Source organism: Microbacterium sp. ZOR0019 (assembly GCF_000800925.1).
GTDB classification, from domain to species: domain Bacteria; phylum Actinomycetota; class Actinomycetes; order Actinomycetales; family Microbacteriaceae; genus Microbacterium; species Microbacterium aurugineum.
Map to the genome: position 1 here is coordinate 1 of NZ_JRKC01000016.1, position 26762 is coordinate 26762.

The 26762-nt window shown below is 69.2% G+C and carries 23 protein-coding genes, 1 pseudogene and 1 riboswitch; of the genes and pseudogenes, 10 read left to right on the plus strand and 14 right to left on the minus strand.

What is annotated here, in order from left to right; genetic code table 11:
- Positions 1–1332 (minus strand): aminotransferase-like domain-containing protein (gene yczR, locus L978_RS05035; protein ID WP_231554974.1); only part of this gene is annotated, 1332 nt, incomplete at its 3' end.
- A gap of 52 nt (positions 1333–1384) precedes the next feature.
- Between yczR and L978_RS05040 the strand changes: the two genes are divergently transcribed.
- Positions 1385–1693 carry a hypothetical protein gene (locus L978_RS05040; protein WP_047520954.1) on the plus strand — a complete coding sequence of 103 codons (309 nt, stop codon included), beginning with the start codon at positions 1385–1387 and terminating at the stop codon, positions 1691–1693.
- A gap of 40 nt (positions 1694–1733) precedes the next feature.
- On the opposite strand, the gene L978_RS05045 is transcribed toward L978_RS05040, so the two are convergent.
- A complete protein-coding gene (locus tag L978_RS05045) occupies positions 1734–3359 on the minus strand; it encodes a DUF4407 domain-containing protein (RefSeq protein ID WP_047520957.1) in 1626 nt (541 codons plus the stop codon).
- Positions 3360–3532: 173 nt separating this feature from the next.
- Entirely contained in the window at positions 3533–4105 is a 573-nt protein-coding gene (locus L978_RS05050; protein WP_047521130.1) for a TetR/AcrR family transcriptional regulator, read from the minus strand.
- Positions 4106–4170: 65 nt separating this feature from the next.
- Here L978_RS05050 and L978_RS05055 point away from each other — a divergent pair, with 65 nt between their 5' ends.
- Entirely contained in the window at positions 4171–4797 is a 627-nt protein-coding gene (locus tag L978_RS05055; RefSeq protein ID WP_047520959.1) for an NAD(P)H-dependent oxidoreductase, read from the plus strand.
- Here L978_RS05055 and rlmN read toward each other — a convergent pair.
- Positions 4746–6035 (minus strand): 23S rRNA (adenine(2503)-C(2))-methyltransferase RlmN, encoded by a 1290-nt coding sequence (rlmN, locus tag L978_RS05060; RefSeq protein ID WP_047520961.1) that lies wholly within the window; start codon positions 6033–6035, stop codon positions 4746–4748. The two genes, L978_RS05055 and rlmN, sit on opposite strands and share 52 nt — an antisense overlap.
- 58 nt (positions 6036–6093) lie before the next feature.
- A pseudogene (locus L978_RS05065) lies at positions 6094–6600 on the minus strand (thiamine pyrophosphate-dependent enzyme); the annotation flags it as partial.
- 136 nt (positions 6601–6736) lie between these two features.
- On the opposite strand from L978_RS05065, the gene L978_RS05070 reads away from it, so the two are divergent.
- The 3 genes from L978_RS05070 (at position 6737) to L978_RS05080 (ending at position 8599) form a co-directional block, all read left to right on the plus strand.
- On the plus strand, positions 6737–7048 hold the full coding sequence (locus L978_RS05070; protein ID WP_156118230.1) for a hypothetical protein: 312 nt from the start codon (positions 6737–6739) through the stop codon (positions 7046–7048).
- Positions 7049–7110: 62 nt separating this feature from the next.
- Entirely contained in the window at positions 7111–7749 is a 639-nt protein-coding gene (locus tag L978_RS05075; protein ID WP_047520967.1) for a bifunctional 4-hydroxy-2-oxoglutarate aldolase/2-dehydro-3-deoxy-phosphogluconate aldolase, read from the plus strand.
- A 97-nt stretch (positions 7750–7846) separates the two neighbouring features.
- A complete protein-coding gene (locus L978_RS05080) occupies positions 7847–8599 on the plus strand; it encodes a sulfite exporter TauE/SafE family protein (protein WP_047521131.1) in 753 nt (250 codons plus the stop codon).
- A gap of 61 nt (positions 8600–8660) precedes the next feature.
- Here the strand turns inward: L978_RS05080 and L978_RS05085 are convergent, their stop codons facing one another.
- The gene (locus tag L978_RS05085) at positions 8661–9491 is read right to left on the minus strand and encodes an SDR family oxidoreductase (protein WP_047520969.1); all 831 of its coding nucleotides are present in this window, start codon (positions 9489–9491) and stop codon (positions 8661–8663) included.
- A 40-nt stretch (positions 9492–9531) separates the two neighbouring features.
- Positions 9532–10290 (minus strand): SDR family NAD(P)-dependent oxidoreductase, encoded by a 759-nt coding sequence (locus tag L978_RS05090; RefSeq protein WP_047520971.1) that lies wholly within the window; start codon positions 10288–10290, stop codon positions 9532–9534.
- Positions 10291–10441: 151 nt separating this feature from the next.
- Between L978_RS05090 and L978_RS05095 the strand changes: the two genes are divergently transcribed.
- Entirely contained in the window at positions 10442–11176 is a 735-nt protein-coding gene (locus L978_RS05095) for an aminoglycoside 3'-phosphotransferase (protein ID WP_047520973.1), read from the plus strand.
- 6 nt (positions 11177–11182) lie between these two features.
- Here the strand turns inward: L978_RS05095 and L978_RS05100 are convergent, their stop codons facing one another.
- The 4 genes from L978_RS05100 to L978_RS05115 form a co-directional block, all read right to left on the minus strand.
- Complete coding sequence (locus tag L978_RS05100) at positions 11183–12556, minus strand: glutamate decarboxylase (protein ID WP_047520975.1); 1374 nt, start codon at positions 12554–12556, stop codon at positions 11183–11185.
- An 89-nt stretch (positions 12557–12645) separates the two neighbouring features.
- Positions 12646–13425, minus strand: a complete 780-nt coding sequence (locus tag L978_RS05105) for an energy-coupling factor transporter transmembrane component T family protein (protein WP_047520978.1) — start codon at positions 13423–13425, stop codon at positions 12646–12648.
- Positions 13422–14879 carry an ABC transporter ATP-binding protein gene (locus L978_RS05110; protein WP_197055617.1) on the minus strand — a complete coding sequence of 486 codons (1458 nt, stop codon included), beginning with the start codon at positions 14877–14879 and terminating at the stop codon, positions 13422–13424. Before L978_RS05110 ends, L978_RS05105 begins: the two co-directional genes overlap by 4 nt.
- A complete protein-coding gene (locus L978_RS05115; RefSeq protein WP_047520980.1) occupies positions 14876–15532 on the minus strand; it encodes an ECF transporter S component in 657 nt (218 codons plus the stop codon). Before L978_RS05115 ends, L978_RS05110 begins: the two co-directional genes overlap by 4 nt.
- Positions 15523–15634, minus strand: a riboswitch (TPP riboswitch). Its footprint overlaps the gene before it by 10 nt.
- An 82-nt stretch (positions 15635–15716) precedes the next feature.
- Here L978_RS05115 and L978_RS18285 point away from each other — a divergent pair.
- Positions 15717–17609, plus strand: a complete 1893-nt coding sequence (locus L978_RS18285; RefSeq protein WP_052193348.1) for a hypothetical protein — start codon at positions 15717–15719, stop codon at positions 17607–17609.
- A 72-nt stretch (positions 17610–17681) separates the two neighbouring features.
- On the opposite strand, the gene L978_RS05125 is transcribed toward L978_RS18285, so the two are convergent.
- Positions 17682–19934, minus strand: a complete 2253-nt coding sequence (locus L978_RS05125; RefSeq protein ID WP_052193349.1) for an ABC transporter ATP-binding protein — start codon at positions 19932–19934, stop codon at positions 17682–17684.
- The gene (locus tag L978_RS05130) at positions 19931–21658 is read right to left on the minus strand and encodes an ABC transporter ATP-binding protein (protein WP_047520982.1); all 1728 of its coding nucleotides are present in this window, start codon (positions 21656–21658) and stop codon (positions 19931–19933) included. The genes L978_RS05125 and L978_RS05130 overlap by 4 nt, the downstream gene beginning before the upstream one ends.
- A 232-nt stretch (positions 21659–21890) precedes the next feature.
- On the opposite strand from L978_RS05130, the gene L978_RS05135 reads away from it, so the two are divergent.
- Both L978_RS05135 and L978_RS05140 read left to right on the plus strand, forming a co-directional pair.
- Positions 21891–22952 (plus strand): hypothetical protein, encoded by a 1062-nt coding sequence (locus tag L978_RS05135; RefSeq protein ID WP_156118231.1) that lies wholly within the window; start codon positions 21891–21893, stop codon positions 22950–22952.
- On the plus strand, positions 22952–23341 hold the full coding sequence (locus L978_RS05140; RefSeq protein ID WP_047520986.1) for a GntR family transcriptional regulator: 390 nt from the start codon (positions 22952–22954) through the stop codon (positions 23339–23341). Before L978_RS05135 ends, L978_RS05140 begins: the two co-directional genes overlap by 1 nt.
- Positions 23342–23512: 171 nt before the next feature.
- Here L978_RS05140 and L978_RS05145 read toward each other — a convergent pair whose 3' ends face one another.
- Positions 23513–24574: an enoyl-CoA hydratase/isomerase family protein gene (locus L978_RS05145; protein WP_047520988.1), complete on the minus strand. Its 1062-nt coding sequence runs from the start codon at positions 24572–24574 to the stop codon at positions 23513–23515.
- 112 nt (positions 24575–24686) lie between these two features.
- Between L978_RS05145 and L978_RS18875 the strand changes: the two genes are divergently transcribed.
- Entirely contained in the window at positions 24687–26729 is a 2043-nt protein-coding gene (locus tag L978_RS18875) for an ATP-binding cassette domain-containing protein (RefSeq protein ID WP_197055616.1), read from the plus strand.
- Positions 26730–26762 lie beyond the last annotated feature (33 nt).

The window sequence follows — 26762 nt, forward strand, 5'->3', positions numbered from 1 at the left end:
GCTCCCGGCGATCGAGACGCCGTGGGTGGCGGCGGTGCGGACGAGGGCCGCCGCCGAGCCTCCGGGCAGGCGCACCCACAGCGACAGCCCACCGCGCGGCGGCTCGGGCGTCCACTCCGGCAGGTGCTCGGCCATCAGCGCCTGCAGGAGACGCAGACGCTCCTGGTGGATGCGGCTGTTGGCTCGACGGAGGTCATCGGCGCGCGCGATCAGATCGAGTGCGAGCAGCTGTCCCGGCACGCTGGTGGACTGGTCGGCGAGCTGGCGCGCGCCGCGGAGCCGACGGCCGAGCACCGGGTCCGCGCGCAGCCAGCCGATCCGCAGCCCCGCCCATACCCACTTCGACACCGACTCGACCACGATGATGGGGGCATCGGCGCGTTCGGCCGCGAGCGTCGGCGGCACGACCCCGTCGAAGGAGATGCCGGCGAGCACGCGGTCTTCGATGACGGGTACGCCGTACTGGGCGGCGAGCTCGGCGACGCGATGCCGAGCGGCGGGCGGCAGGCGCGATCCGGTGGGGTTCTGATGGTGCGGGTTCACCGCGACGAGCACGGGCCGCAGGCGGGCGAGCGCCTGTTCGAGCGCCTCGACGTCGAGTCCGTCCTCGCCCATCGCGATGCCGTGCACGGTGCCGCCGCGGAGGCCGACCGAATCCGTGACGCCCGGCCAGGTGATCTCCTCTGCGAGCACGATGTCGCCGGGACCCACGAGCGCGTTCACGACGAGGCTGATGGCCTGCTGCGCCCCGTGCGTGACGAGGATCTGCTCCGGCGTGGTCGGCGTGCCCTCCGCGGTGTACATCTCGGCGATGAGGTCGCGCAGTGCAGGAAGACCCGCGGGGTCGGTCTCCGGAAGCAGGGCGAGGTCGAGCCGCGGCTTGTGGTCGCGGATGAGCTGCACTCCGAGATCGGAGATCTGCGGCACGGTGCGCAGCAGATCGATGGCGTTCGGCAGCGCGGAGAAGAGCGCCTCCCCGCGCCCCGGCCGTTGGGCGGGGACGGCGGTTGCGGCTGTCCCGGCGATACGGGTGCCACTCCCCTGCCGCCGGTCGACCAGGCCCTGTTCCGCGAGGTCCGTGTATGCCGCGACGACCGTGCCCCGCGAGACAGACCCTGCGGCTGCCAGCGCGCGCTCCGCGGGCAGCCGGTCCCCGGGGCGTAGCTCACCGCTCGCGATCAGGCCCTCGATGCCCCGTGCGAGCCGGGCGGCGAGAGTGCCGTCTCCCTGTGTCCAACGGCCGAGCCGTGCCGAGAGTGCGTCCGACGACACGTCACCTGCATGCACGAGAGATGCCGCTCGCTCCGCAGCAAGGGCCGAAACCTGATCCATTGGCCGACCATTGGCACTGTCACCTGCGCTCATGAGATCCGATTCTGGACCAATGAACAGGAATCTCGCCACCACTCCTTCAAGCAATGGTCCAATCAACCCCGATTGGACCATCACACAGCTCCTGGAGTGGCTCAGCGACGATGCCCGTCAGCACGATGTGGCGCTGCAGCATCCGCTCGCCCGCATCGAGGCGCTGATGACCGGGGCGCGCTGGGCGCGCACCCCGTCCACGGTTGCGTTGATCCGCTCGATCGCCGCCGCTGTCCACGACGACCCGGCATGGGGAAGCCTCCGGATCGGCGAACTCTCCCCGCAGCAGGAGCCAGGGGTGCCGGAGCGGATTCCCCAACTCACCTGACCGGAGGCTCGTGCCGTCTCGCCGAACCGCGATGCACCTCTCAGCCGATCGTCGGTCGAACCAGCTGCTCCTGCTCCTCGAGCGTCTGCGCCTGCGCGCGCTTCTCCGCCCTCTCCCGCTCCTGCGCCTCGGCCGCCTCGCGGCGTTCCGCACGCGTCTGCGGCTCACCGGAGCCGGCCTCCGCGTGTATCCCCTGGGACTGATCCGTCACGATCTGCGCACGGTCTCGGAAGCCCTCCGCCGTCACCTTGTCGAGAGCGACCTGTTTGCGGATCGCGGCCGCCTTCTCGTACAGGCTCGGGTCACCGTAGCTCGTGAGCACCTTGACCAGCACCGGAAGCAGCTCGATCATGAAGAACAGGGCCGCGATCAGGATGTGCGCCCACAGGATCGTGGGCTCCTTCTCGCTCAACCGGTTCAGACCGCTGATCTGGCTGAGCAGCCCCACGGCTCCGGCATTGCCCTGCGCCACGGCATCCGCCCGGGCGTTGTACGCGGCGAGCGCCTGGTCGTAGGTGTCGCGCGCGGTAGGCAGCTGCGACTTGGCCTGCTCCCGGTTCTGCGCCTCGGACGTGGAGGTGTTCTCCTTGGCGGCGGTGCCGGCCGCGGCGAGCTCCTCGTTGGCGGTGCGCAGCTGCGCGGCGAGCGCGTCGTACGTCTGCTGGGCCTCGGCGAGCTGTGCCTTCGCGGCATCCGAGCTCGCACCCTCGCCGTTGACCCCGGTGCACCCGGGGACCGTGCCTGCGCCTTCGCCGGTCAGCTCGCACTGGTACAGCACGCGCGCCTGGTCGATGACCTCCTGCTGCGCGGTCATCTTCGCGGTGACGTCGTCGACGGTGGCCTGTGCGGCCGACTCCGTCGCAGACGACGAGTCCGTTCCCGCCACGATCCCGGTCGCCGCCTGGTTCTCGAGCTCGGCGACCTTGGCGGAGGCCGCGTCCAGCGCGATCTTCTCCGGCCCCGACTCAAGGGCCTCCTGATCGGACTGCGACTGCGTGATGTTGGTCGACGCGACCTCGCGGGCGATGTCGTTGTGGAAGATCTGGAGCACGAGCGGCTCCGCCACCACGAAACCGATGATCGCCGCCATGATCACTCGCGGGATCGCCAGGCCGATGAGCCGCCAGACGCTCCTCGTCGAGCTCATGGTCGAGGTCAGGAACCGATCGAGGTTGAAGATGATGAGCGCCCACACGAGGGCGAGGGGCACGGCCAGCCACAGCGCCGCCTGCACACCGGTGGTGAGGGCGAAGAGCATCGAGATCGCCGAGACGAGCGCGGTGCCGGCGAGCACGAAGAACATCTGGACGAAGCGGGGGGTCTCGCCCGGGACGCGGTCGAGGATCTCGCCCTCCGCGCCGCCGAGGATCGCCAGGGTCCGCGCGCGCGAACCGGGAGCACGCGGCACGCGCTTCTTCCGCTCCTTCGGGACACGGGGCGCACGCGGAGTCTTCACCGGAGCGGGCTCGTCCGCAGCGACCGCATCGGCGATCGGGGTCTGCTCGGCGGAAGCTGCGACCGACGCGTCGCCTGCGGCGTCTTCGGTGCCGGTGGGCTCGAACTCGCGCAGGAAGTCGAGGTCATCCGTGACGGCGTCGGGTTCGCTGTCGAGGATGATCCGACCCTGCGAGTCGTAGCGACCCGGTCGATGGGCGGAATAGGGCATCCCGATAATCTACGAAACCTCGCCTGTGGATAGCGTGGAAGATTCCTCGGCGTCCACCCGGAATCCCACGTTCCCGTCGCGATATGTCAGCTTCCAAGCCGCGATTGCCTGCCATATCGCGACCGGAGCAGGGTCAGCGCGACCGGAGCAGGGTTCGGGAGACCGGAGCAGGGTCAGGGGGACGGGAGCAGCCGATCGAGGGCCGCCGCGTAGGCCGCGAGGGCGTCGTCGAGGGTGAAGTGCCCCGCAGCGGCGAGCGTGCCGAGACCGTGGATCAGCCCCCACACCACGACGGCATCGGTCGGCCGGTCCAGGCCTGCCGCGGCGACGCCCTCCGCGAGCACCGCCTCAAGCCCGTCGATCAGCGGCGCCATGGTCGCGGTCGGGGATCCGGGAACGCAGACCGTCGGGTCGTACACCGCATCGAACGCGTGCGGATGCTCCACCGCGAAGCGGATATAGGCGGAACCGGCGTCCGTGAGCGCCGCGCGCGGGGTCGACGCCCTCTCCGCGTCGGTGCGGACCTGCGTCAGGAGGTCGGCCATGCTTCGCTCGGCGAGCACCTTGAGCAGCCCGAGCCGGTCCGAGAAGTGGTGATACGGCGCGTTGTGACTGACGTTCGCGGCCCGGGCGACCTCGCGGAGGCTGATCTCCGCCGCAGGCATCCGCTCCAGCAGCTGCATGGCGGCATCCTCCAGCGCCCGGGCGAGATCGCCGTGGTGGTAGCCGTCCTTCGAACTTGACATGAGCAACATCATCTCCTATCTTGACAGTGTCCACCACCTTGACACTGTCCAGATAGGAACCTGACATGCCTGCTCTCGTGATCGACGGCCACCCCGACGCCCGCTCCCTGACCGCTTCCCTGGCCCAGCGGTACGCCGACGGACACGGAGACGCCCGGGTGCTCGCACTGCGTGACCTGGACTTCGATCCCCACCTGCGCTTCGGCTACCGGGAGCGCATGACCCTCGAGCCCGACCTCGTCGACGCGAAACAGGCACTGCACGACGCCGACACGATCGTCGTCGCCACGCCGCTCTGGTGGGGTTCGGTCCCCGCCGTGCTCAAGGGCTTCTTCGACCGCGCCCTGCTGCCGCAGCAGGAGTACCGCTACACGAAGCTCGGCCTCCCCGAGGGGCTGCTGCCCGCACGCCGCGGCCGACTGCTCCTGCTCGCGGACACCCCGTGGTTCGCGGTGCCGTTCACCGGGCTGCCCGCGCAGACCCAGGTGGCCCGCAACACCCTGCGGCTGTGCGGCGTGGGGTCCGTACGAGTCCACCGCATGCTCGGCGTCAAGGACGCCGACACCGCCACGGTCGCACGGTGGCTCGACCGCGCCGAACACCTCGGCACACTCGACGGTCGCCGAGCGGGGGTGACGCCTCAGCTCATCGCTGCGGAGGCGGCCTCGTCCTCGGTCGTGGCGACCAGCTGACCGCAGGCGCCGTCGATCTCCTTGCCGCGGGTGTCGCGGAGGGTCGTCGGGATGCCGGCGTCATTGAGTCGCCGGACGAACTCGTTCTGCACCGGGATCTCCGACGAGGTCCAGACCGAACCGGGCGTCGGGTTGAGCGGGATCGGGTTCACGTGGACCCAGCCGCGTCCGCGCTGATTGAGCTTCTCCGCGAGCAGGTCGGCACGCCACGCGTGGTCGTTCATGTCCTTGATGAGCGCGTACTCGATCGAGACGCGACGACCGGTCTTGGCGTAGTACTCGTACGCGGCGTCGAGGGCCTCATCGACCTTCCAGCGGGAGTTCACCGGGATGAGCTCGTCGCGGAGGTGATCGTCCGGGGCGTGCAGCGACAGCGCGAAGGTCACGGGGATGTTCTCGTCGGCGAGCTTCTTGATCGCCGGCACGAGACCCACGGTGGACACGGTGATGCCGCGCGCGCTCATGCCCAGACCGTCGGGCTGCGGAGCCACCATCGAGCGGACCGCATCCATCACGCGCTTGTAGTTCGCGAGCGGCTCGCCCATACCCATGAACACGATGTTCGACACGCGCTCCATGCTGTGGTCGTCGGCCTTCTTGCCGCCGAGGCCGCCGTCGGCGATCAGTCGGTTGGCACGAACGATCTGCTCGATGATCTCGGCGGTCGACATGTTGCGGGTCAACCCCGCCTGGCCGGTCGCACAGAACGGGCAGTTCATGCCGCAGCCGGCCTGGCTCGACACGCACAGCGTGATGCGGCCGGGGTAGCGCATGAGCACCGACTCGACCAGCGCGCCGTCGTGCAGACGCCACAGGAACTTGATCGTGTCGCCGCGGTCGGTCTCGAGGCGTCGCACCTCGGTGAGCAGCGACGGCAGCATCCCGGCGACGAGCTGCTCCCGGGTATCGGCCGGGAGGTCCGTCATCTGCTCGGGGTCGGACGTGTAGTGGCGGAAGTAGTGCGTCGACAGCTGCTTCGCGCGGAAGCCGGGGAGCCCGAGCTCCTTGACCTTCTCGGTGCGCTCGGCCGGCGTGAGGTCGGCCAGATGCACCGGCGGCTTGCCGCGCTTGGGGCTCGCGAACTGCAGCAGCGGGCGCCCCTCGGCATCCTTCTGCTGCGTCCACCCCTCGGTCCGGGGGCGCACCTGTGCCGTGCGCGTCTCGCGGACCGCCCCCGAACGGGACGACGCGGGCGCTGCCTGGGGGCGCGTCTCGCGCGTGCGGGGATTCTCCGTCATACCTCCAGGGTACGCGGTGACGGATGGGAAGGCCCTGGGGTGCGGTGCTTCCGTGACGTCAGCCCAGGAGGGGACGCTGTGCAGCACGCTGCTGCACGTACTCGTCGAGGGCCCGCTGTGCGGTGTCCGTGGTCGAGACCGCCGCCACCGGCACGTCCCACCATCCCTCCCCGTCCGGACCGTAGACCGTCGGGTCACTGTCGATGTGGATGAGCGTCGACCGCTCCGAGGCCTTCGCCGTGGCGACCGCAGCGCGCAGATCATCGATCGCCGCAGACCCCCGTGCGATCTCGATGACGTCGACGCCGTAGCTGCGCGCGTTCATCGCGAGGTCGACCGGGAGCACGTCACCGTGCTGGAAACTCCGCGTCTCCTCGTCGTAGCTCCGGTACTTCGTGCCGAAGCGCTCCGTGCCCACCGTCTCCGAGAGATGCCCGATCGAGGCGTATCCCTGGTTCTGGACGATCACGACGATGATCTTGATGCCCTCGGCCACGGCCGTCGCAAGTTCGGAGCTCAACATCAGGTACGAGCCGTCGCCGACCATGACGATCACGTCCCGCTCGACCAGTCAGGCGCTGCGATCGAGCTCGGCCACCACTGCTACCGCCCCGACCTGTATCGCTTCGAGACCACGCTCGTCGCGAAGTAGCCGACGCTCGCGCCCACCCTATGGGATGCGGTCGCCGTAGGCTGACTCCATGATGGACGGCCTGGATGGTTTCGAGTTCGTGCTCCTCGGCGGCGCCCTGGTCATCGGCGGCATCATCATCGGCGGAATCTGGATCATCGTGATAGCCCTTCGCCATGCGCGACCGAGGCCGCCCGAGCCGCAGACCTTCACGACGGCGACCAAGACATCGCACACCGCGGTCGCCTTTTCCGCATCTCCGAACGCCCCTCGCCTGCCGACCGACGTGGTCGCCGACGTCGACCGTCTCACCGCGGGCTCGAACCCCACCCCCGGGTACTCCTCGATCGTCGTGGCCACCCCAGACCTACCACCCAACTGACCGAGTTGTCATTACAGGGGACGCCCGGGAGAATGGAAGGATCCCCCACCGCAAGGAGCCTCATGTCCGACCGCCTCGACCGCGCCCGCAGCACCGGCATCCTCGCCGTCCTCCGCGCCCCCTCCCCTGAGCTGGCTCTGGAGGCGTCCGAAGCGATCATCCGCGGTGGCGTGACCGGCATCGAAGTCACCTTCTCGACACCCGATGCGCCGGCGGTGATCCGCGAACTGGTCGCGCGTCACGGCGACGCCGCGTACATCGGTGCCGGCACGGTGACCACCGCGGCTCAGGCCACTCAGGCCGCTGATGCGGGCGCGGAGTTCCTCGTCAGCCCCGGCACCCTCCCCCATCTCACCCGGTCGATGCTCGACACCGACCGCGTCGTGATGACCGGAGCGATGACCCCCACCGAGGTCATGGGCGCGCTGGAGCTGGGCGTCGACGTCGTCAAGATCTTCCCGGCGTCGCTGGGCGGCCCGTCGTACCTCGGCGCGCTGCGGGGCCCGTTCCCCACCGCACCCCTGATGCCGACCGGCGGCGTGAATCCGGACAACCTCGCTGCGTGGTTCGCGGCCGGCGCTGTCGCCGTCGGTGCGGGCGGAGACCTCGCGAACGGCGCATCGATCGCCGCAGCCGACTGGTCCGACATCGAGCAGCGCGCCGCACGCTTCACCACCGCACTCTCCGCCGCGCGGGGCTGATCGCACCACACGATGACCGACGCCACCACTGATCTGCTCACCTCCGCCGCGGCCGGCGATGCGGGTACCGAGCTCGAACGGTGATCGGGCGGCAACGGTGATCGCGCTCGACCCCTGGGCATGGGCCGCACTCGCCGTGGCCGCGGTGACGATCGGCATCTCCAAGACGGCTCTCCCGGGCGGCAGCATCCTGGCGATCGCGCTGTTCGCGGCCGTCCTGCCCGCACGCACGTCCACGGCCGCGATGCTGCTCCTGCTGATGGTCGGCGACGTGTTCGCGTTGATCGCCTACCGCCGCCACGCCCATTGGCCGACGCTGCTGCGCCTTGCACCGGCCGTCGTCCTCGGGCTCCTTGCCGGATTCGCGTTCCTCGCGCTCGCCGGCGACGGCATCGTCCGCCGGGCGATCGGCGTGATCCTGCTGCTGATGATCGGCGTGACCCTCTGGCGGCGATGGCGGCAGGACCGTGCGCACGCAGCGGTCCCGCCCTCCTCCGGCGGCATCGTGCTCGCCGGTGCCTACGGCACGCTCGGTGGCTTCACCACGATGGTCGCCAACGCCGGCGGCCCCGTGATGTCGATGTACTTCCTCGCCACCCGGACGCCGGTGCAGGTCTTCCTCGGCACCTCCGCCTGGTTCTTCGCGATCATCAACGTGCTCAAGGTGCCGTTCCTCGCCGGTCTCGGCTTGTTCCCCACTCCGGTGCTGCTGATGGATGCCGTCCTCGCGCCGCTCGTGGTGATCGGCGCGCTCCTCGGCCTGCGCGTCGCGCGACGCCTGAACCAGCGCGTGTTCGACCGCCTCGTGATCATCCTCACGATCCTCGGCGCGGCCTACCTCCTGATCTGACCCGGGTCTCCCTATCGGCGAGGCCAAAGCGCCCTGCCCGAATGAGGTGGGGAGGCGGGGCTCAGTCGAGGAAGATGTCGGGGAAGAGCGCGCTGTCGGGCGTGCCGGGGATCGCGGCGTACCCGGAGAAATCGGTCACGCCCTCACCTTCGAGCACATCCTCGACGATGAGCGACTGCCCGGTGTAAGAGCCCGCGGGCTTGAGCAGCACGGCGTAGGCGGCGTCGGCGTAGATGGCGGGCGTACGGCTCGCAGCCATCACCTTGTCGCCGCCGAGGAGGTTCTGCACGGCGGCCGTGGCGATGGTGGTGCGGGGCCACAGCGTGTTGGCGGCGATCCCGTCGCGCGCGAACTCCGCCGCGAGGCCGAGCGTGGCCAGCGTCATGCCGAACTTCGCGAGCGTGTAGCCGGTGTGCGCACCGAGCCACTTCGGCGTGGGGTTCAGGGGCGGCGACAGCGAGAGGATGTGCGGGTTCTCGGCATCCTTCAGGATCGGCACCGCCGCGCGGGACAGCATGAACGTGCCGCGCACGTTGACGTCCTGCATCAGGTCGTACTTCTTCGCCCCGAGGTCGAGCGAGCGCGAGAGGTCGATGACGCTGGCGTTGTTGATGACGATGTCGATGCCGCCGAACTCGCCCTGCGTCTTCAGGACCGCCTCGGTGATGTCGTCGTCATCGCGGACATCGCCCACGATCGGCAGGGCATTGCCCCCGGCCGCACGGATCTGCTCCGCGGCGGTGTGGATCGTGCCCTCGAGCTTGGGATGCGGGGTGTCGGTCTTCGCGAGCATCGCGATGTTCGCGCCGTCAGCCGCGGCCCGCAGCGCGATCGCGAGGCCGATGCCACGGCTGCCGCCCGACATCAGGATGGTCTTGCCTGCCAGTGTCATGGATTCTCCTGGGTTCTCGATCGCGGTTCTGAGGGCGGGGTCAGCGCGGGGCCATGCGGATCGCGCCGTCGAGGCGGATGGTCTCGCCGTTGAGGTAGCCGTTCTCGACGATCTGCTCCACGAGAGCGGCGTATTCGTCGGGTCGGCCGAGGCGGGCGGGGAACGGCACCTGCTGGCCGAGGGAGTCCTGTGCCTCCTGCGGCAGCCCCATCAGCATCGGCGTCTCCATGATGCCGGGCGCGATCGTGCAGACCCGGATGCCGTGGCGCGCGAGCTCGCGCGCGATCGGAAGGGTCATCGCGTGCACGCCGCCCTTCGACGCCGAGTACGCGGGCTGGCCGATCTGTCCGTCGAAGGCGGCCACGCTCGCGGTGTTGACGATGACGCCACGCTCGTCGTCGTGGAGCTCGTTCTTGGCGATCACGGCGGATGCCTGCGAGACGACGTTGAACGTGCCGACGAGGTTGATGCGGATCACCCGTTCGAAGTCGGCGAGCACGGCCGGGTTGCCTTCGCGGTCGAGCACCTTGGCCGGCGGCGCGATGCCCGCACAGTTCACCACCACACGCAGCGGCGCGGCGGACTGCGCGGCCGCGACGGCCGCCTGTACCTCCTCGGCGCTCGTGACGTCGGCGGCGACGAACAGCCCGCCGATCTCGTCGGCCACCTCCGCGCCCTTCGACGAAGCGAGGTCGATGATCGTGACGTGGGCGCCCGCGGCGACGAGGCGACGTGCGGTCGCCAGGCCGAGCCCCGAGGCGCCGCCGGTGATGAGTGCACCCTGTCCGCTGATCTGCATCTGATGTTCTCCTTCGAACGTCGTCGTGCGTCTGCTGTGATGGAACGCGGTCCCAGCCTACGTGGTTCTTGGTGTCATCACGAATGGAGGTACGGCGTCGAGAGCGAGCCTACGACATCACTCCTGACGTGCCGTCGGGCAGGATGGATGGATGTCGATCCCCGCCGAAGACGTCGTCGTCCCCGAACACGTCCGCCTGCTCGCCCGGGGAGCCGACCTCGAATGTGTCTGGCGCAACGACTACGGCGGACTCACCTTCCGCGCCACCGGCACCGCAGAGCCGTTCTACATCAAGTGGGGGCCTCGGAACCTCGAATTCACGTTGAGCGACGAGGCCGAACGGATGAGGTGGGCGTCGGGCTGGATCACTGTGCCGACCGTGCTCGACAGCGGGGCGGACGACACGCACGAGTGGATGATCACTGCCGCCCTCGACGGCCTCAGCGCGGTGGACCCGCGATGGATCGCAGAGCCCGCGACCGCCGTGCGAGCAGTCGGCGAAGGGCTCCGCGCGATGCATGAAGCCCTCCCCGTGCGGGAGTGCCCCTGGGAGTGGAGCGTGCCTTCGCGCATCGCGAACGCGGAACGACGCGGGATCGCCGTGCCGGAAAGCCTCCGGACCGCTCCCGCGGTCGACCGCCTCGTCGTCAGTCACGGCGATGCCTGCTGCCCCAACACCCTGGTGGGAGACGACGGCCGCTGGCTCGCGCACGTCGACCTGGCTCTGCTGGGCGTGGGCGACCGCTGGGCCGACATCGCCGTCGCCTCCATGAGCACCGAGTGGAACTTCGGCCCCGGGTGGGAGGACGCTCTGATCGAGGCCTACGGAGTCGAACCCGACCGCGAGCGTCTCGCCTTCTACCGCGACCTCTGGAATGCGACCTGAGCACCCCTAGTGGTGGAACGCCGAGTCGGGGTGATCGGACGGCATCGGCGCGGTGAGGGCGTCGAGGTGGGCGACTTCCGCCGTGATCGCGTCCAGCAGGTCGGCGGCCAGGTCCATGCTCAGCCCGTTGCGCACGACGATCCGCTGCACCGTGATCTGCTCGAGATCCGCGGGCATCGGGTACGCCGGCACGAGCCATCCGCGCATCCGGAGCCGGTCCTGCAGGTGGTACAGCGTCCAGTTCTTCGTATGGCCGTCCTTGAGGCGCCAGGCGAACACCGGGATGTCGCTGCCGTCGTTCCAGAGCTCGAAGGCCTCGAGCCCCGCGATCCCGGCCGACAGGTACTTCGCGACGTCCTGCGACTCCTGCTGCACGGCACGGTAGCCCTCGAACCCCAGCCGGAGGAACAGGTAGTACTGCAACAGCACCTGCGCCCCCGGACGCGAGAAGTTCAGCGCGAATGTGGGCATCTCGCCGCCGAGGTAACTGACCTTGAACACGAGATCCTCCGGCAGCCACTTCTCCTCGCGCCAGACCACCCATCCGAGACCCGGGTACACGAGACCGTACTTGTGGCCGGACGTACTGATCGAGTGCACGCGCTCGAGACGGAAATCCCACACGAGATCGGGTTGCAGGAACGGCGCGATCATCGCCCCGGAGGCACCGTCGACGTGGATGGGGATGTCGAGCCCGGTGTCCTTCTGGATCTCGTCGAGCGCCGCAGCGATCGCCGCCACCGGTTCGTACATCCCGGTATAGGTGACGCCCATGATCGCGACGACGCCGATCGTGTTCTCATCGACGTACGTCGCCAGGTCATGACCGTCGAGCGTCTTGTGCTCCTCGGAGATGGGGACGTAGCGCGGCTCGACGTCGAAGTAGTTGCAGAACTTCTCCCAGCACACCTGCACGGCGGACGACATCACCAGGTTCGGCGTCGACGTGTCCTTTCCCGCGGCACGTCGCGCCTGCTGCCAGCGACGCTTGAAGGCGAGGCCGCCCAGCATGCACGCCTCGGACGAACCGACCGTCGAGGTACCGATGGCACCCGAGGCGTCCGGCGCGTTCCAGAGGTTCGCCAGCATGTGCCAGCAGTTGTCCTCGATCGCCGCCGTCTGCGGGTACTCGTCCTTGTCGATCATGTTCTTGTCGAAAGACGAGGTGTACACCTGCTTGGCGTCGTCATCCATCCACGTGCTGACGAACGTCGCCAGGTTGAGGCGCGCATTGCCGTCGAGGATCGTCTCGTCCTCGACGATCTGCCTCGCCGTGGCAGGGAGCGAACCCTGGGGCGGGATCAGATGGCGCGGGGCGACCGACGCCTCCCCCGGGCGCGTGAACATCGGCTCGTAGTCGGAGGAGGGCGAACTGCTCATGCGAGAACCTTTCGGTGGAGGCGTCCTTGCGGCCTTGCCGCCCACCGTAGCGAGATCGCGCCGACGTATCGAGCGGTTCGCGACAGACCCTAGCTCCACACGAAGCGGAACGTCCCCACGACGACAGCAGCGGCGAGCGCGAGCGCCATGATCGCGATGCCGCCGATCAGCGCCACCGCATCTCTCGGGTGCAGCCGCGACGGACGCGACCAGGTGCGGGGGATGTCCGAGCCGAATCCGCGGGCTTCCATCGCGAGCGCCAGTTTGGAGCCGCGCCTCACGGCGAACACGAGCAGCACGAAGGCCATGGAAAAGAACCGTCGGAGCACGCCCCGGTCCCCCACACCGCGCGCACGACGAGCCAGGCTCATGGTGCGCCAGTCATCCAGGAACAGGCCCAGCATCCGCGTACCGGCGAGGATGCCCAGCACGAAGCGACTCGGGAGCTTGGCGACCTGGGCCAGCGCATCCGCGAGTTCGGTCGGGTCGGTGCCGCCGAAGAGCAGGATCGTGGGCAGCCCGAGCGCGACCACGCGCAGGCTCACCGCGATCGCGAGGGTGACGGAGTCCTCGCTGATCGTCGCGAACCCGAAGGTCCAATAGATCCGCCCGGCCGGTTCGGCGTAGAGCAGCATGCTCACGCCGGCGATCGGCGCGAAGATCATGATCGGGAGCAGCCTCCGCAGCACCGTCGGGAGACGCAGTCCGGTCAACGGCAGGCACAGCAGCTGCAGGACGATCGCGGCCAGCGCGCTCGTGATGTCGATGGACGCGAACAACGGCACCGACAGCAGCACGGCGAGCACCAGCTTCGTCACCGGGTTCACCCCGTCGAGCCATACCGGCCGTGCGGTCTCGATCACCGTCACGCTGCCGCCCCCAACTCGATGCGATGACCACCCAGATGTCGGACCACGGCATCGTCGTGCGTCACCGCGATGATCGACCGTCCACGCGTGATCTCCTCCTGCAGGAGCGCGACGAGGGAGATCCATCCACGCCGGTCCTGACCGAACGTCGGCTCGTCGAGCACGATCACTTCCGGTGCACCCGCCAACGCCGTCGCGACGGACAGCCGCCGCTTCTGCCCGCCGGAGAGCGTGAACGGGTTGGCCAACGCGAGTGGGGCGAGGCCGAGGCGCTCGAGGAGATCATCGACCACGGCGTCCGTCCTCGCACGGTCCCAGCCGAGCGCGCGCGGACCGACAGCGAGCTCGTCACGCAGCGTCTGGGTGAGGAACTGGTGCTCCGGCTCCTGGAAGACCATGCCGATGCGCGTGAGCAACTCGCGCGACGTCCACCGGATCGGGCGGGTGCCTTTGCGCCCCGCCAACTCGGGTGCCGACCGCACCTCTCCTGCCTCTTCGGGGATGAGTCCGGCGAGCGTGAGCGCAAGGGTCGATTTGCCCGCCCCGTTGGGCCCGGTGATCACGGTCGCGTTCGCCCGCGGTACGTGCAGGTCGAGTCCCGCCTGCACGACGACGCCCGCTTCCCTCGCAATCGCGAGCCCGGAGGCGGAGAGCGCATCGGCTGCCGTCACCCGCTCCAGCACGGGCAGGTCGATGCCCCGCTCGGGCACCCACACCCCCGCATCGGCGAGCACATCGCCGTGGACCGCGAACACGTGCTCGGGCGGTCCGTCCGCGAGCAGCCCGCCGTCGGCCGCCAGCACGATCACACGCGTCATCAGATCGACCCAGACCGGCGTGCGATGCTCGACGACGATCAGTGTCGCACCCGAGGAGACCACGGCCCGCTCGACGCTCGCCCGCACCTCGCGCACACCCTCGGGGTCGAGGTTCGCGGTCGGCTCGTCGAGCAGCAGCAGGCCCGGACGCATCGCGAGCACGCCGGCCAGCACCAGTCGCTGCTTCTGGCCGCCCGAGAGCGCCTTCGTGGGACGCTGCGGCGAGACGTCGAGGCCCACGGCGTCGAGAGCCTCCGCGACTCGGCCCGGGATCTCGGACGCCGCGACACCGAGATTCTCGCAGCCGAACGCCACATCATCGCCGACTTTCGACAGCACGATTCCGGCATCGGGGTCCTGGAGGACGAGCCCCACGCGACCGTGCCGCGATTCCGGGGACGCGCCGTCGATGCGCAGGTCACCGGTCCGCTCGCCCTCGTCATCGCCGCCCAGGACGCCGGCGAGACCGGCGAGCAGAGTCGACTTGCCCGCGCCCGATGCGCCGAGCAGCAGCACCCGCTCGCCCGGTTCGATCGTGAATGAGACGTCGGCGACGGCGGGGCGCTTTCGACCGGCGTACCGCCAGCCCCAGCCCGCAGCCTGCACGCGGGCCGGGGCGGCGAAGCTCACGCTCAGACCTCGCGCACGTGCTCTCGCCCGACGGCGAAGCGGTTGAGTGCGCCGGTGACGGCGAGTGCCCGCACGAGCAGCCAGCCGACCACGCCGGCGAGGATCGCGCCGGAGACGACGACGCTGACCAGATAGATCGTGTTGAACTCGACCGACTTCAGGATGTTCGGCGAGCTGCCGTAGAACAGCTCGAACACCCAAGCGGCGACCGCCGCTCCGATGCCGGCGAGCGCGGCGACCACGATCCCGAAACGACGATAGAAGAACAGCGCGAAGATGATCTCCGCTCCGAGGCCCTGCACGATGCCGGACAGCACGGTCGACACACCCCACACGTTTCCGATCAGCATCGACACGATCGCCGCGACCAGTTCGACGACCAGCGCGGCGCCCGGCTTGCGGATCACGAGGCCGCCGACGACGCCCCCGAGCAGCCAGATGCCGACGGCGATGCCGCCGAGACCCGGGGTCAGGGCATCGGCTGCACCGAACCAGGCGTATCCGATGGTGTTCCAGCCCCAGAACACGAGGCCGATCGCGACGCCGAGGACGGCGGCGACGACGATGTCGACGACGCGCCAGCGCCAGATCGACGTGGGGCGCAGACCGTTCGAGGCGGCGGATGCCTGCTTCGCGGATGCGGACGTGGACGTACTCATCTGAACTCCTCCCTGCGCTGGCATGACCCAGATCAGGTTCGACGGTCGAAGCGCGATTCGCTCCCTCTCAGCCCGGCTCGCCGGACTCCCGTGGTTGTGCTGATGATCTTACCCGGTGGCGACACCGGCGTGGCGACAGGGCTTCGCGCCACGGAACACGCCGGGGATTGGGTACCGTAAACGAGTGACCGCTTCAGATCCCGCCGACGAGGCGACGGGCGTCGTCAGCGACGACGGCTCGCGGACGGCCGCCCCCTCCGGGCCTGTGGACGAACTGGCGATCGCGTCGGACCCCGCCGCCCCCGCATCGGAGAGCGCCGCACCCTTCGCCGCCGATCGACTCTTCGCCGGCGACACGCCCCCGTCGGATCCCTCCGTCGTCTCCGCTGTCCCGGTCGACGCCGCCGCGATCGGCGCGCTGTTCACGGTCGACCGGACGCCCGCACGACGTCACGGCACGGCTTCGTCGGACGACCCCGCGTCGGCGTCCGATCCGGAGCCCGTGCTCGACCCGGAGCCCGTGCTCGACCCGGAGCCCGTGCTCGACCCGGAGCCCGTGCACGACCCGGAGCCGGCGCTCGACCCGGAGCCGGTGGATGGTCCCGCGACTCCGCCACTCACGAAGCCGCCCTTCCACCCCCGCCGACGCGGCGAGGGTGAGGAGGCACAGGAGCCCGATGAGGCCGAAGCGCTCGTCGACGGCGCGGCCGTGCAGTGGGCCGACGACAAGACGGGCGCGACCGCACTGACCTGGGTCGATGCCGCCGCCGTCGGTGCGCACACGGCCACGGCGACGTTCGAGCAGACCCCGGAAACCGAACAGAACGGCGGACTCCTCCGTGGGGCTCGCCTGCGGCCGGCCATCGCTCGTCCGGGAATCCTGGTGCCGCTCGTCGCGCTCACCGCGCTGGTCGCCGGCTATGCGGGCACGACGTTGCTCTGGCCGCTGCACGAGATTCCGCCGACGGCGCAGACCGTCGAGTTCGACACGGTTCCCGCTCCCGCCGCGACGATCACCTGGCCGAGTGAGGGCAGCGCGTCCGTCGGCATCGCCGGGCTCACCACCGCGGCGTCGATCACCGATCCGGTGAGCATCGCGAGCATCACCAAGGTCGTGAGCAGCTTGATGGTGCTCGACCGCATGCCCCTCGCCCTCGGCGAGCAGGGGCCGGAGTTCGGCTTCACCTACGGCGACAGCGTGGACTACTGGAACTACCGGCGCAGCGATCAGTCTGCACTGGATGTCCCCGTCGACGGCGTCCTCACCGAGTACCAGATGCTCCAGGGCACACTCCTCGGCTCGGCGAACAACTACATCGACCGGCTGGCCTCCGAGATCTGGGGCTCGGACCAGGAGTTCGCGGCCGCCGCCGAGGTGTGGCTGCGCGATCGTGCGCTCACCGACATCACGGTGGTCACCCCCTCCGGGTTCGACGAGCGCAATGTGGCGACCCCCGCGGCGCTGATCAAGCTCGGCGAGCTGGCCATGCAGAACCCCGTGTTCGCAGAGATCGTCGGCACCCGGTCGGTGGACCTCCCGGGTGCGGGCACGGTCGTCAACACCAACGGGATGCTCGCCGATCCGGGCGTCGTCGGCATCAAGACCGGCACGCTGGTCGGCTGGAACCTGCTGACGGCGAAAGACCTGACGATCGGGGACACCACGGTGCACCTGTTCGCGGCGGCGCTGAATCAGGCGGGCGACGACGAGCGCCTCGCTCTCACCCGTTCGCTGTTCGCCGAGACGGAGGCCGCCCTGGACGCACAGGAGGCAGCGGTCGCGAAGGGCACGGTCGTCGGACAGGTCACGACCGACTGGGGCGAGAAGGTCGACGTGGTCACCGAATCCGATGCCGATGTCGTGCTGTGGAACGGTGCTGTCGCCACTGCGACCACGGCCTTCGATCTCGGCGACAAGCGGGACGAGGACGCCACCGTGGGCACCTTGACCGCGGCCGGACCGCTCAACACCGTGACGGTTCCCCTGGTCCTGGCCGATGACGTCGAGGGGCCGAGCCCGTGGTGGCGCCTGACCCATCCCCTGGAACTGCTCGGGATCACGGACGACGGGTCCTGACACTTCGCCCGACCGAGTACAGCACGACGCCCCATCCCGCGTGAGCAGGATGGGGCGTCTGCGTGATGCCGCTCAGTCGCGAGAGGCGGAGCCGTCGGCCCCCTCCTCGAGAAGCGCCTGGGCAGCAGCCGTCTCGGCGGCAGGAACCTGCGCCCCCACCGACGCGCCGGCGACGGCCGCAGCCGCGTGCACGCTCTCCTCGTCCGCGTCACCGGTGACCACGACGGGCGTCGAGCCGGTGAGGGCCTCTTCGGCGTCGATGTCTGTGGCCGCCTGCTCGAACTGCGACTGGTACAGGCGCCAGTAGGCTCCCTGCGCGGCGATCAGCTCGTCGTGCGTGCCCTTCTCCACGATGTCACCGTGCTCCATCACGAGGATGAGGTCGGCATCGCGGATGGTGGACAGACGGTGCGCGATCACGAAGGACGTGCGTCCCTTGCGAAGGGCGGCCATCGCGTGCTGCAGCAACAGCTCGGTGCGGGTGTCGACGGCCGACGTGGCCTCATCGAGGATGAGGATCGACGGCTGTGCGACGAACGCGCGCGCGATGGTGATGAGCTGACGCTCGCCCGCGGAGACGTTCGCGGCATCCTCGTCGAGCACCGTGTCGTAGCCCTCGGGGAGGGCGTGGACGAAGCGGTCGACGTAGGTCGCCTTCGCCGCGGCGAGGACCTCGTCGTCGGTCGCGGTGGAGCGGCCGTAGCGGATGTTCTCGCGGATGCTCCCCGCGAACAGCCACGGATCCTGCAACACCATGCCGGTGCGCGACCGCAGCTCATCCCGGGTCACCTCGGCGATGTCCTGACCGTCGAGCATGATGCGTCCGCCGCTGAGCTCGTAGAAGCGCATGATCAGGTTGACCAGGGTCGTCTTCCCCGCACCGGTCGGCCCCACGATCGCGACGGTCTGCCCCGGCTCCACCCGGAACGACAGGTCTTTGATCAGCGGACGATCCGGCGTGTACGAGAATGCGACGTTCTCGAACTCGATGACGCCCTTGCCCTCGACGAGCTCCGGAGCATCGGCATCGTCCGCCTCCTGCTCGTCCGCGTCGAGGAGCTGGAACACGCGCTCCGCCGACGCCGTACCGGACTGGACCACCGCCGCCATGCCGCCGAGCTCGGAGAGCGGCTGCGTGAACTGCTGCGAGTACTGGATGAACGCCTGCACATCGCCGAGACGGAGCTGTCCGTTCGCGACCATCAGACCACCGAGCACCGCGATGCCCACGTAGCTGAGGTTTCCGACGAACATCATCGCCGGCATGATGACGCCGGACAGGAACTGCGCCTTGAAGCTGGCCTGGAACAGCTCTTCGTTCTCGGCCTGGAACTTGTCGAGCGCGTCTTTCTCGCGTCCGAAGACCTTCACCAGCGCGTGGCCGGAGAACGCCTCCTCGACGCGGGCGTTGAGCCGTCCGACCTTGCGCCACTGCGTGCCGAAGGCCTTCTGCGAGCGCGGACCGATGATGCCGAAGATCACACCCATCAGCGGCAGCGTGATGAGGGCGACGAGCGCGAGCTGCCAGGAGATCGAGAACATCATCACGAGCACGCCGATCACGGTGAGCACCGAGGTGAGCGCACCGGACAGCGATTGCTGCATCGTCTGGGTGATGTTGTCGATGTCGTTCGTGACGCGCGAGATCAGCTCACCGCGCTGCACCTTGTCGAAGTACGACAGGGGCAGACGGTTGATCTTCGCCTCGACCGCCTCGCGCAGACGCCACATGGTGCGCACCATGATCACGTTGATGACGTACCCCTGGATCCAGGTGAGGAACGCCGCGGCGACATAGATGGCGAGGACAGCGGCGATGACCAGGCGCAGCGCCCCGAAGTCGACACCCTGACCGACCGTGAAGTCACCCAGCGCACCGACCTGATTCGCGAAGTCGTCCTGACCCGCGCCTCGCAGCGCCTCGACCACGACGTCCTGCGATGTTCCCGCCGGGAACCCCGGGGAGTCGCCGTTCGGCTGCCCGAGTTGGATGGAGATGAACCCCTTGTAGACGAGGTTCGTCGCCTCGGCGAGCACCTTGGGCGCGGCGACCGTCAGCACGACGCCCAGCGCTCCCAGGATCGACACGAACACGAACCAGAGCGCCGAGGGCTTCAGCAACCCGATCATGCGCGCGAAGCTCGGCCCGAAGTTGTCGGCCTTGCCCGGCGCGACGCTGTCCCAGTCGCCGGAGTTCTGTCGGGCCTGCTCCGCGAGCTCGGCCTCGTACTTCTCCTCCGCGGTCAATTCGACCTCGGCCACGGGAGCCGTGGCCTTGCGGCGGCCACGCGTGGGCGTGCCCTGTTCCTTGTTCTGCTCGCTCATGCGTCCACCCCCAGCTGCGACTCGACGATCTCGCGGTAGGTCTCGCTCGTCTCGAGCAGTTCCGCGTGCGTGCCGACGCCCACCATCGTGCCGCCGTCGAGGACGACGATGCGGTCGGCGTCCGTGATGGTGGAGATGCGCTGCGCGACCACGATCTTCGTCACATGCGGGAGCTCCCTCCACAACGCCTGGCGGAGCCGGGCATCGGTGGTCAGATCGAGCGCCGAGAACGAGTCGTCGAAGACGAGGATCTGCGGCTGGTGCACGATCGCACGCGCGATCGCGAGACGCTGGCGCTGACCGCCCGAGACGTTCGTACCACCCTGCGCGATGCGCGAATCGAGTCCGTCCGGCATCTCCTCGACGAAGTCGCGACCCTGCGCGATGTCGAGCGCATGCCAGAGTTCTTCGTCGGTCGCATCTTCACGCCCGTAGCGAAGGTTCGACGCAACGGTTCCGGTGAAGAGGAAAGGACGCTGCGGCACCAGGCCGATGCTGTCCCACAGCGCTTCGACGTCGGCCTCGCGCACGTCCGTGCCGCCGACATGCACCGCCCCGCCCGAGACGTCGAAGAGACGCGGGATGAGCGACACGAGCGTCGTCTTGCCCGATCCGGTCGAACCGACGATCGCGACGGTCTCGCCCGGCTGCGCGGCGAAACTGATGCTGGTGAGCACCGGGGAATCGGCTCCCGGGTAGGTGAACTCGACGTCGTCGAACGCCAGGGATCCCGGTACCGGGAACTCGGTGACGCCGTTCTCGGGACGGATCAGCGTGGATTCGGAGTCGAGCACCTCGCCGATGCGCTCGGCCGAGACCGCAGCGCGCGGGATCATCATCGCCATGAAGCTCGCCATGATCACGCCGCCCATGATCTGGCCGATGTACTGCATGAAGGCGAACAGCGTGCCGACCTGCACCGTGCCGTTGTTCACCTCGATGCCGCCGAACCAGATGACCGAGACGACGGTGACGTTGAGGATGAGCATGAACAGGGGGAAGAGCAGCACGAACAACGAGCCGACCTTGCGACCGACGACCATGATGTCGGTGTTGGCCCCGCGGAAGCGCTCCTCTTCGATGCCCTCGCGCACGAACGCACGGACGACGCGGACACCGGTGAGCTGCTCCCGCATGATGCGGTTCACGTTGTCGAGCTTGCCCTGGTAGCTGCGGAACAGCGGGACCATGCGACCGATCACGAGTGCGGCGAGGATCAGCAGCAGCGGCACCGAGATCGCGATGAGCCAGCTGAGTGTCACCTCGGTACGCACGGCGAAGATGATGCCGCCGATCGCGAGCAGCGGCGCCGTGATGAGCATGGTCGCGCCCATCATCGCGAGCATCTGCACCTGCTGAACGTCGTTCGTGTTGCGCGTGATGAGCGAGCCGGCGCCGAACTGCGAGACCTCGCGCTCAGAGAAGCCACTGACCTTGCCGAACACGTCGGAACGAATGTCGCGGCCGGCGCCCATCGCGGCGCGCGCGGCGAAGTAGGTCGCGGTGACCGACGCGACGATCTGCCCGAACGAGACCGCGAGCATGAACAGGCCGGTACGCCAGATGTAGGCGGTGTCACCGCGGGCGACGCCGTTGTCGATGATGTCGGCGTTCAGACTCGGGAGGTAGAGGGTGCCTGCCACGCTGGCGAGCTGGAAGACCAGCACCGCGAGCAACAGCCACCGGTATCGAGAGAGATAGCGAAAGAGGATTTTTCCCAGCACAGGCGGACTTTCTAGGAAGTATGAAGCGGCGGGTTTCTCGGCAGACGGATGCCGACCGACAACCGGCCACAAGACAGAGTGCCACGATCCGCGGACATTCGTATCCCCCTGTGGACGGACCTTCGCTGACAGCGAACCGCTTTCCCGTGCGATCAGCGGGTCGGTCCGAGCTTGTATTTACGCACTGATACAACTTGTGATAGACATGCAGTACAAAGAGAACGGACTCCGCATGCCTGACCTTTTCACCTCCCCGCTCGCCTCCGCTCTGTGGCGCCTGGATGGCTGGCAGATGCTCGGCGCGCTCTTCACGATGCCGTGGGTCTCTCTGGTCGTCGCGGCGATCATCGCGTGCGGCATCTGCGTGTTCCCCGGAAGGCGCGCGCAGAGGGAGAGCCGGATGCGGCCCGGGGCGGCCACAGCCGGCGGCGTCGTCGCCCGCTACTCGCGAGAGCACCGCACGCTCGGTCTGACGGCGATCGGAGTGGTCGTCGTCTTCCTCGCCGAGAATCTGGTCTCCGGATACGTGCTCGATCTCAACGGCGTCATCTCCTGGTGGCGGTACGCGATGCCGGTGTTCACGGCGTCCGTCGGCATCGGACTCCTGCTCGCGATCGTCGCGACCCTCGGGAGCACGCCCCCGGAACGACCGGTCGCCGTTCCCCGCCGCACGTGGCTGACCTTCAGTCCGCGCGCAGGAACGGCGGGAGCCGCCCTCGCAGTGCTTGCTCTCACGGCGACCACGGTCCTGGCCGGTCTCGCTTCGTCGAACATCAACGGGGGTCCCTATGTCTTCCTCGAGATCGAGATCAACAACGAGCCGATCGACCCGCTCCGACCCTGGTTCTACGGCTGGGCGTACGGCATCCCCGTGCTGATCTGCACCGCGGTCCTCCTGGCAGTCATGGTGGCCGCGCTCCACGCGAGCGCCGTCCGCCCGTTCCTGCGCCCGGAGACGCTGGCCGCAGAGCAGCGGGAACGCCGCGATGTCGCGACGGCGATCACCCGGACGGCGACGTCGGCGCTCCTCCTCACCCTTGCGGGGGCGTGGCGGTTCATCGCCGATGCCGGATCGGTCGTCGGTCTGACCGTCCAGCGCGACGGCGGCTCGGACTCCTACACGGCATTCTGGCGATACGGCGAGATCGCAGGTGTCGGAGGCGGCCTGGCACCGTTGCTGGAGATCGCCGCCTTCGTGCTCCTCTTCCTGGTGATCGGGCAGCTGTACCCGCGCGATCACGGCGCGCGTACGGGCACCGAGGCCGAGAGCCCCGCCGACAGCGAGGCCGTGTGATGAGCCCGAATCCGAAGCTCTCGGCGGCAGATGAGACCAATCCTGCGCTCGACATCTACCGGCAGTTGCGCGGCCTCATCGTCTCGGGCCAGCTCGGTGCCGGCGAACGACTGCCGACCGTCCGCCAGACGGCGAGCGATCTGGGCGTCGCTCCCGGCACCGCCGCACGCGCCTACAAGATGCTCGAGGCGGACGGACTGGTGATTTCGCGCACCGCCGCCGGCACACGTGTCTCCGAGTCGGCTGGGGTCCTCCCGGCCTCGGTGATCCGCCGCCTCCGTGACCTGGTCGACGAGGCCGACCCCCTCGGCGCCGAGCTCGACGACATCGTCGATGTGCTGCGGACGATCTGGCAGTCGCGGACGACGCCAGAGGACGCCGGGGAGTAGCCCGATCCCGCTCCGGCCCGGCCCACCTGTCGGGGACTCCCTGCCCGCCTGTCGGGAGTTCCGGGCCGAACCGACTGGAAACGGCCGAAACCGTCCGACAAGCGGGCACACTCCCGGCGGGTGTGCACCGCACGCGGGCACACTCCCGGCGGCCCCGCACACCCCGGAGCGTCAGAACAGCGGCGGCCGGGGCACGTACGCCCGCGCCGGGGCACCCGCATCCGGGGCGAGCTCGGCCAGCGTCGGCGGGTCCCACTTCGGGTTGCGGTCCTTGTCGACGAGCTGCGCGCGGATGCCCTCGACGAGGTCCGGGTGCTCGTTGACGAACCACAGCACCCGCCGGTACTCGCCCTCGAGGGCAGCCCGCAAACCCGGGAGCTCGCGCGCTTCGCGCACGGCATCGAGCGTGACGGTGAGGCCGGTGGGGGCGAGGCCCGCCAAGAGCTCAGCCGTGGCGGCGGCCTCCGCGGTGCCCTGCGCCTGCAGGCGGTCGATGATCTCGCTCACGGTCGCGGCCGAGAACGCTTCGTCGACCCACGCCTTCGATGCGGGCAGCTGCGTGGGCTCCGGCGTCTCGTCGAAGAGCAGGACGATCTCGCTCGGGCCGGTCGGATCCGCACGGAACGCCAGGGCCTCCCGCAGCGCGTCCAGACGATCGGACGGCACGAAGTGGTCGGCGAACCCCAGGTAGACGGCATCCGCTCCGCTCATCGTCGCGCCGGTCAGTCCGAAATACTCCCCGAATCGGCCGGGCGCTCGTCCGAGCAGCCAGGTGCCGCCGACATCGGGCGTGAACCCGATCCGGGTCTCGGGCATCGCCAGCTTCGAGCGCTCCGTGACGATGCGGATCGCCGCATGACCAGCCAGGCCGATCCCTCCGCCCATCGTGATGCCGTCGGCGAACGCAACGACCGGCTTCGGATACTCCGCGATCATCGCGTTCAACGCATACTCCGCGCGGAAGAACTCGGCGGTGCGCTCGGACTCCCCGGCGACGATCTGCGCGTGCAGCGCACGCACGTCTCCGCCGGCGCACATGCCACGTTCCCCCGCCCCGTCGATCAGCACGATCTGCACGTCGGTGTCGTCGCGCCAGGCGTCGAGCGCCTCGGTGAGCGTCTCGATCATCCCCTCGTCGAGCGCGTTGATCGCCTCCGGTCGATTGAGGGTGAGCCGCCCGAGTGCTCCTTCGGTGCGGATGAGGACACGGGATGCAGCCTGGGATTCGGTCACGCGTGCCAGGTTACCGCTTCGCCGAGGGCGGAGAATCCGCGCGAAATGCGGGATCCGACAGGCTTTTCCGGCAGGATAGGGAGGAACTGTTCACTGCGACGAGAGGTCACGGATGCCTGAAGGACAGGTGCTGGAGTTCACGCACGTGACGAAGCGCTTCAATGAGGTGACCGCCGTCTCGGACTTCTCCGCGCGCGTCGAGCCCGGCGCCGTCACCGCCTTCCTCGGCCCGAACGGAGCCGGCAAGACCACCACCCTGCGAATCCTCCTCGGTCAGGTGCGCGCCACCTCCGGAACGGCCACGATCGGCGGGACGGCCTACGCGGAGCTCCGTCAGCCGCTGCGCACCATCGGTGCCGTCCTGGAAGAGACCGTCTATCGTCCTCGGCGCACCGCCGAACGTCAGCTGACGATCGCCGCCAAGGCGAACGGCATCCCGCTGGCCCGCGTCGGAGAGGTTCTGTCCCTCGTCGGCTTGGACTCCGAAGGCGACTCCCGGATCGGCGGCTTCTCGCTCGGCATGCGTCAGAGGCTGAGCGTCGCGCACGCCCTTCTCGGCGACCCGGGTGCGCTCGTCTTCGACGAGCCGGCCAACGGGCTCGACCCCGAGGGCATCCGCTGGATGCGCCTGCTGATGCGCCGCCTCGCCGACGAAGGACGCACGGTACTCGTGTCCTCGCACGTCCTCAGCGAGGTGGAGCAGGTCGCCGACAACGTCCTGGTCCTCTCGAAGGGCCGGTTGGTGCTGGCGAGCGGTATCGAGACGCTCGCCGACCCGCAAGGCGGCTCCGTCATCGTGGATGCCGCGGATCGTGGTGCGCTTCGTGTCGCGCTCGACGCGGCAGGATTCGACATCGAGGTCCTGCGCTCCGGCCTGACCGTGCGCGGCGGCGACGCCGGGACCGTCGGAGCTGTCGCCGCGGAGGCCGGAATCGCCCTGAGCACGCTCCTGCAGCGCGGCCCGACCCTGGAAGACGTCTTCATCGACCTCATGCGCGGCGGCCGACTCGCGCCCCGCGCAGACATGAACACGCCGCCGCTCGACGCGCCGGTGCTCGCCGCCGCGCCTGACGACGCCGATTCCGAGCGCGCGGAGCCCGACGCCGCTGCCACCGACGCCGCTGACGCCGACGCCGCTGCTACCGACACCGCTGACGCCGAGTCCACGGTCGCCATCCCGGTAGCCGCCGCCGCGGCCTGGGCCGCCGAGGCCGCCGCCGCACCCGCCGGTGAAGCCGTTGGCGATGACCTGGCCGCAGCGGCTTCGGCTTCGGCTTCGGCTTCGGCGACCGTCGACGAGGATTCGAACGACGGCATCTCCGAGCTGTTCACCCCCGAGGCGGACGACGAAACTCCGGTGGATGCCGCTCCCGTCGCTGCACCCGCATCCGAGGCGGACGAACCGCTCCCCCACGAAGATCACGAAGATCGTCACGGCGACGAGGACCACGGCGACACGAGCCGGGACGACGAGACCGACCAGGCCGAGGAGCCCCCGGCGCGGTCATTCGACGAGATCCTGTTCGGCGCGGCAGCTCCCGCCGCCTCCCCCGCGGCCACGGCTGACCCGGAATCGCCGCGGCACGACGTCGCCGAGGTCTTCACGACGAGTGACGACCCCGAGACGGACACTCCCGCACAGACCTCTGAGCACGACGGCACCGCCGCAGACGACACCGCCACAGACGACACCGCCACAGACGACACCGTCGCGGACGAGCAGATCGTCAGCACGGACGGCGCCGACGCCCACGACGACGACGCAGCGGAGGACGATGCCCCCGCCGGTGTCGAGATCTTCGCCGACCTCGACACCGCCGCGGACGTCGACGGCGGCGAGGACACTGCCGAGACCGAGGAGGACGCCGATCCGCGGTCGGCAGCCGTCAGCTCGATGCTCGCCGCGGCCGCACGCGCGTACTACGAGGACGAGCCGAAGGACTACCCGCTGGGGCAGGACGCCGAGGCCACCGACGATGCCCCCGTCCAGGACGGTGCCCACTGGAGCGTCGCCTCCACCGGCGTGATCGACACCGTTCCGCTGGCCGAGTCCGAGTCCGAGGAAACGAGCTTCGAGGAATCCGGCGACGCCGAGGCCCCGGACGGCCAGGATCACGACGGCGAGACCCACCACGGCGAGACCCACCACGGGTGACCCGCCCGCTCATGCAGCAGAACGCCCTCCCGG

What these genes read in the sequence shown, in the direction of transcription:
- L978_RS05125 (WP_052193349.1), bottom strand. Translation starts at nt 19,934, where the DNA reads ATGAGCGAGCAGAACAAGGAACAGGGCACGCCCACGCGTGGCCGCCGC.
- L978_RS05050 (WP_047521130.1), bottom strand. Translation starts at nt 4,105, where the DNA reads ATGTCAAGTTCGAAGGACGGCTACCACCACGGCGATCTCGCCCGGGCG.
- L978_RS05090 (WP_047520971.1), bottom strand. Translation starts at nt 10,290, where the DNA reads ATGCAGATCAGCGGACAGGGTGCACTCATCACCGGCGGCGCCTCGGGG.
- L978_RS05070 (WP_156118230.1), top strand. Translation starts at nt 6,737, where the DNA reads ATGATGGACGGCCTGGATGGTTTCGAGTTCGTGCTCCTCGGCGGCGCC.
- L978_RS05095 (WP_047520973.1), top strand. Translation starts at nt 10,442, where the DNA reads ATGTCGATCCCCGCCGAAGACGTCGTCGTCCCCGAACACGTCCGCCTG.
- L978_RS05085 (WP_047520969.1), bottom strand. Translation starts at nt 9,491, where the DNA reads ATGACACTGGCAGGCAAGACCATCCTGATGTCGGGCGGCAGCCGTGGC.
- rlmN (WP_047520961.1), bottom strand. Translation starts at nt 6,035, where the DNA reads ATGACGGAGAATCCCCGCACGCGCGAGACGCGCCCCCAGGCAGCGCCC.
- L978_RS05055 (WP_047520959.1), top strand. Translation starts at nt 4,171, where the DNA reads ATGCCTGCTCTCGTGATCGACGGCCACCCCGACGCCCGCTCCCTGACC.
- L978_RS05115 (WP_047520980.1), bottom strand. Translation starts at nt 15,532, where the DNA reads ATGAGTACGTCCACGTCCGCATCCGCGAAGCAGGCATCCGCCGCCTCG.
- L978_RS05045 (WP_047520957.1), bottom strand. Translation starts at nt 3,359, where the DNA reads ATGCCCTATTCCGCCCATCGACCGGGTCGCTACGACTCGCAGGGTCGG.
- L978_RS05040 (WP_047520954.1), top strand. Translation starts at nt 1,385, where the DNA reads ATGAACAGGAATCTCGCCACCACTCCTTCAAGCAATGGTCCAATCAAC.
- L978_RS05075 (WP_047520967.1), top strand. Translation starts at nt 7,111, where the DNA reads ATGTCCGACCGCCTCGACCGCGCCCGCAGCACCGGCATCCTCGCCGTC.
- L978_RS05140 (WP_047520986.1), top strand. Translation starts at nt 22,952, where the DNA reads ATGAGCCCGAATCCGAAGCTCTCGGCGGCAGATGAGACCAATCCTGCG.
- L978_RS05100 (WP_047520975.1), bottom strand. Translation starts at nt 12,556, where the DNA reads ATGAGCAGTTCGCCCTCCTCCGACTACGAGCCGATGTTCACGCGCCCG.
- L978_RS05135 (WP_156118231.1), top strand. Translation starts at nt 21,891, where the DNA reads ATGCCTGACCTTTTCACCTCCCCGCTCGCCTCCGCTCTGTGGCGCCTG.
- L978_RS18875 (WP_197055616.1), top strand. Translation starts at nt 24,687, where the DNA reads ATGCCTGAAGGACAGGTGCTGGAGTTCACGCACGTGACGAAGCGCTTC.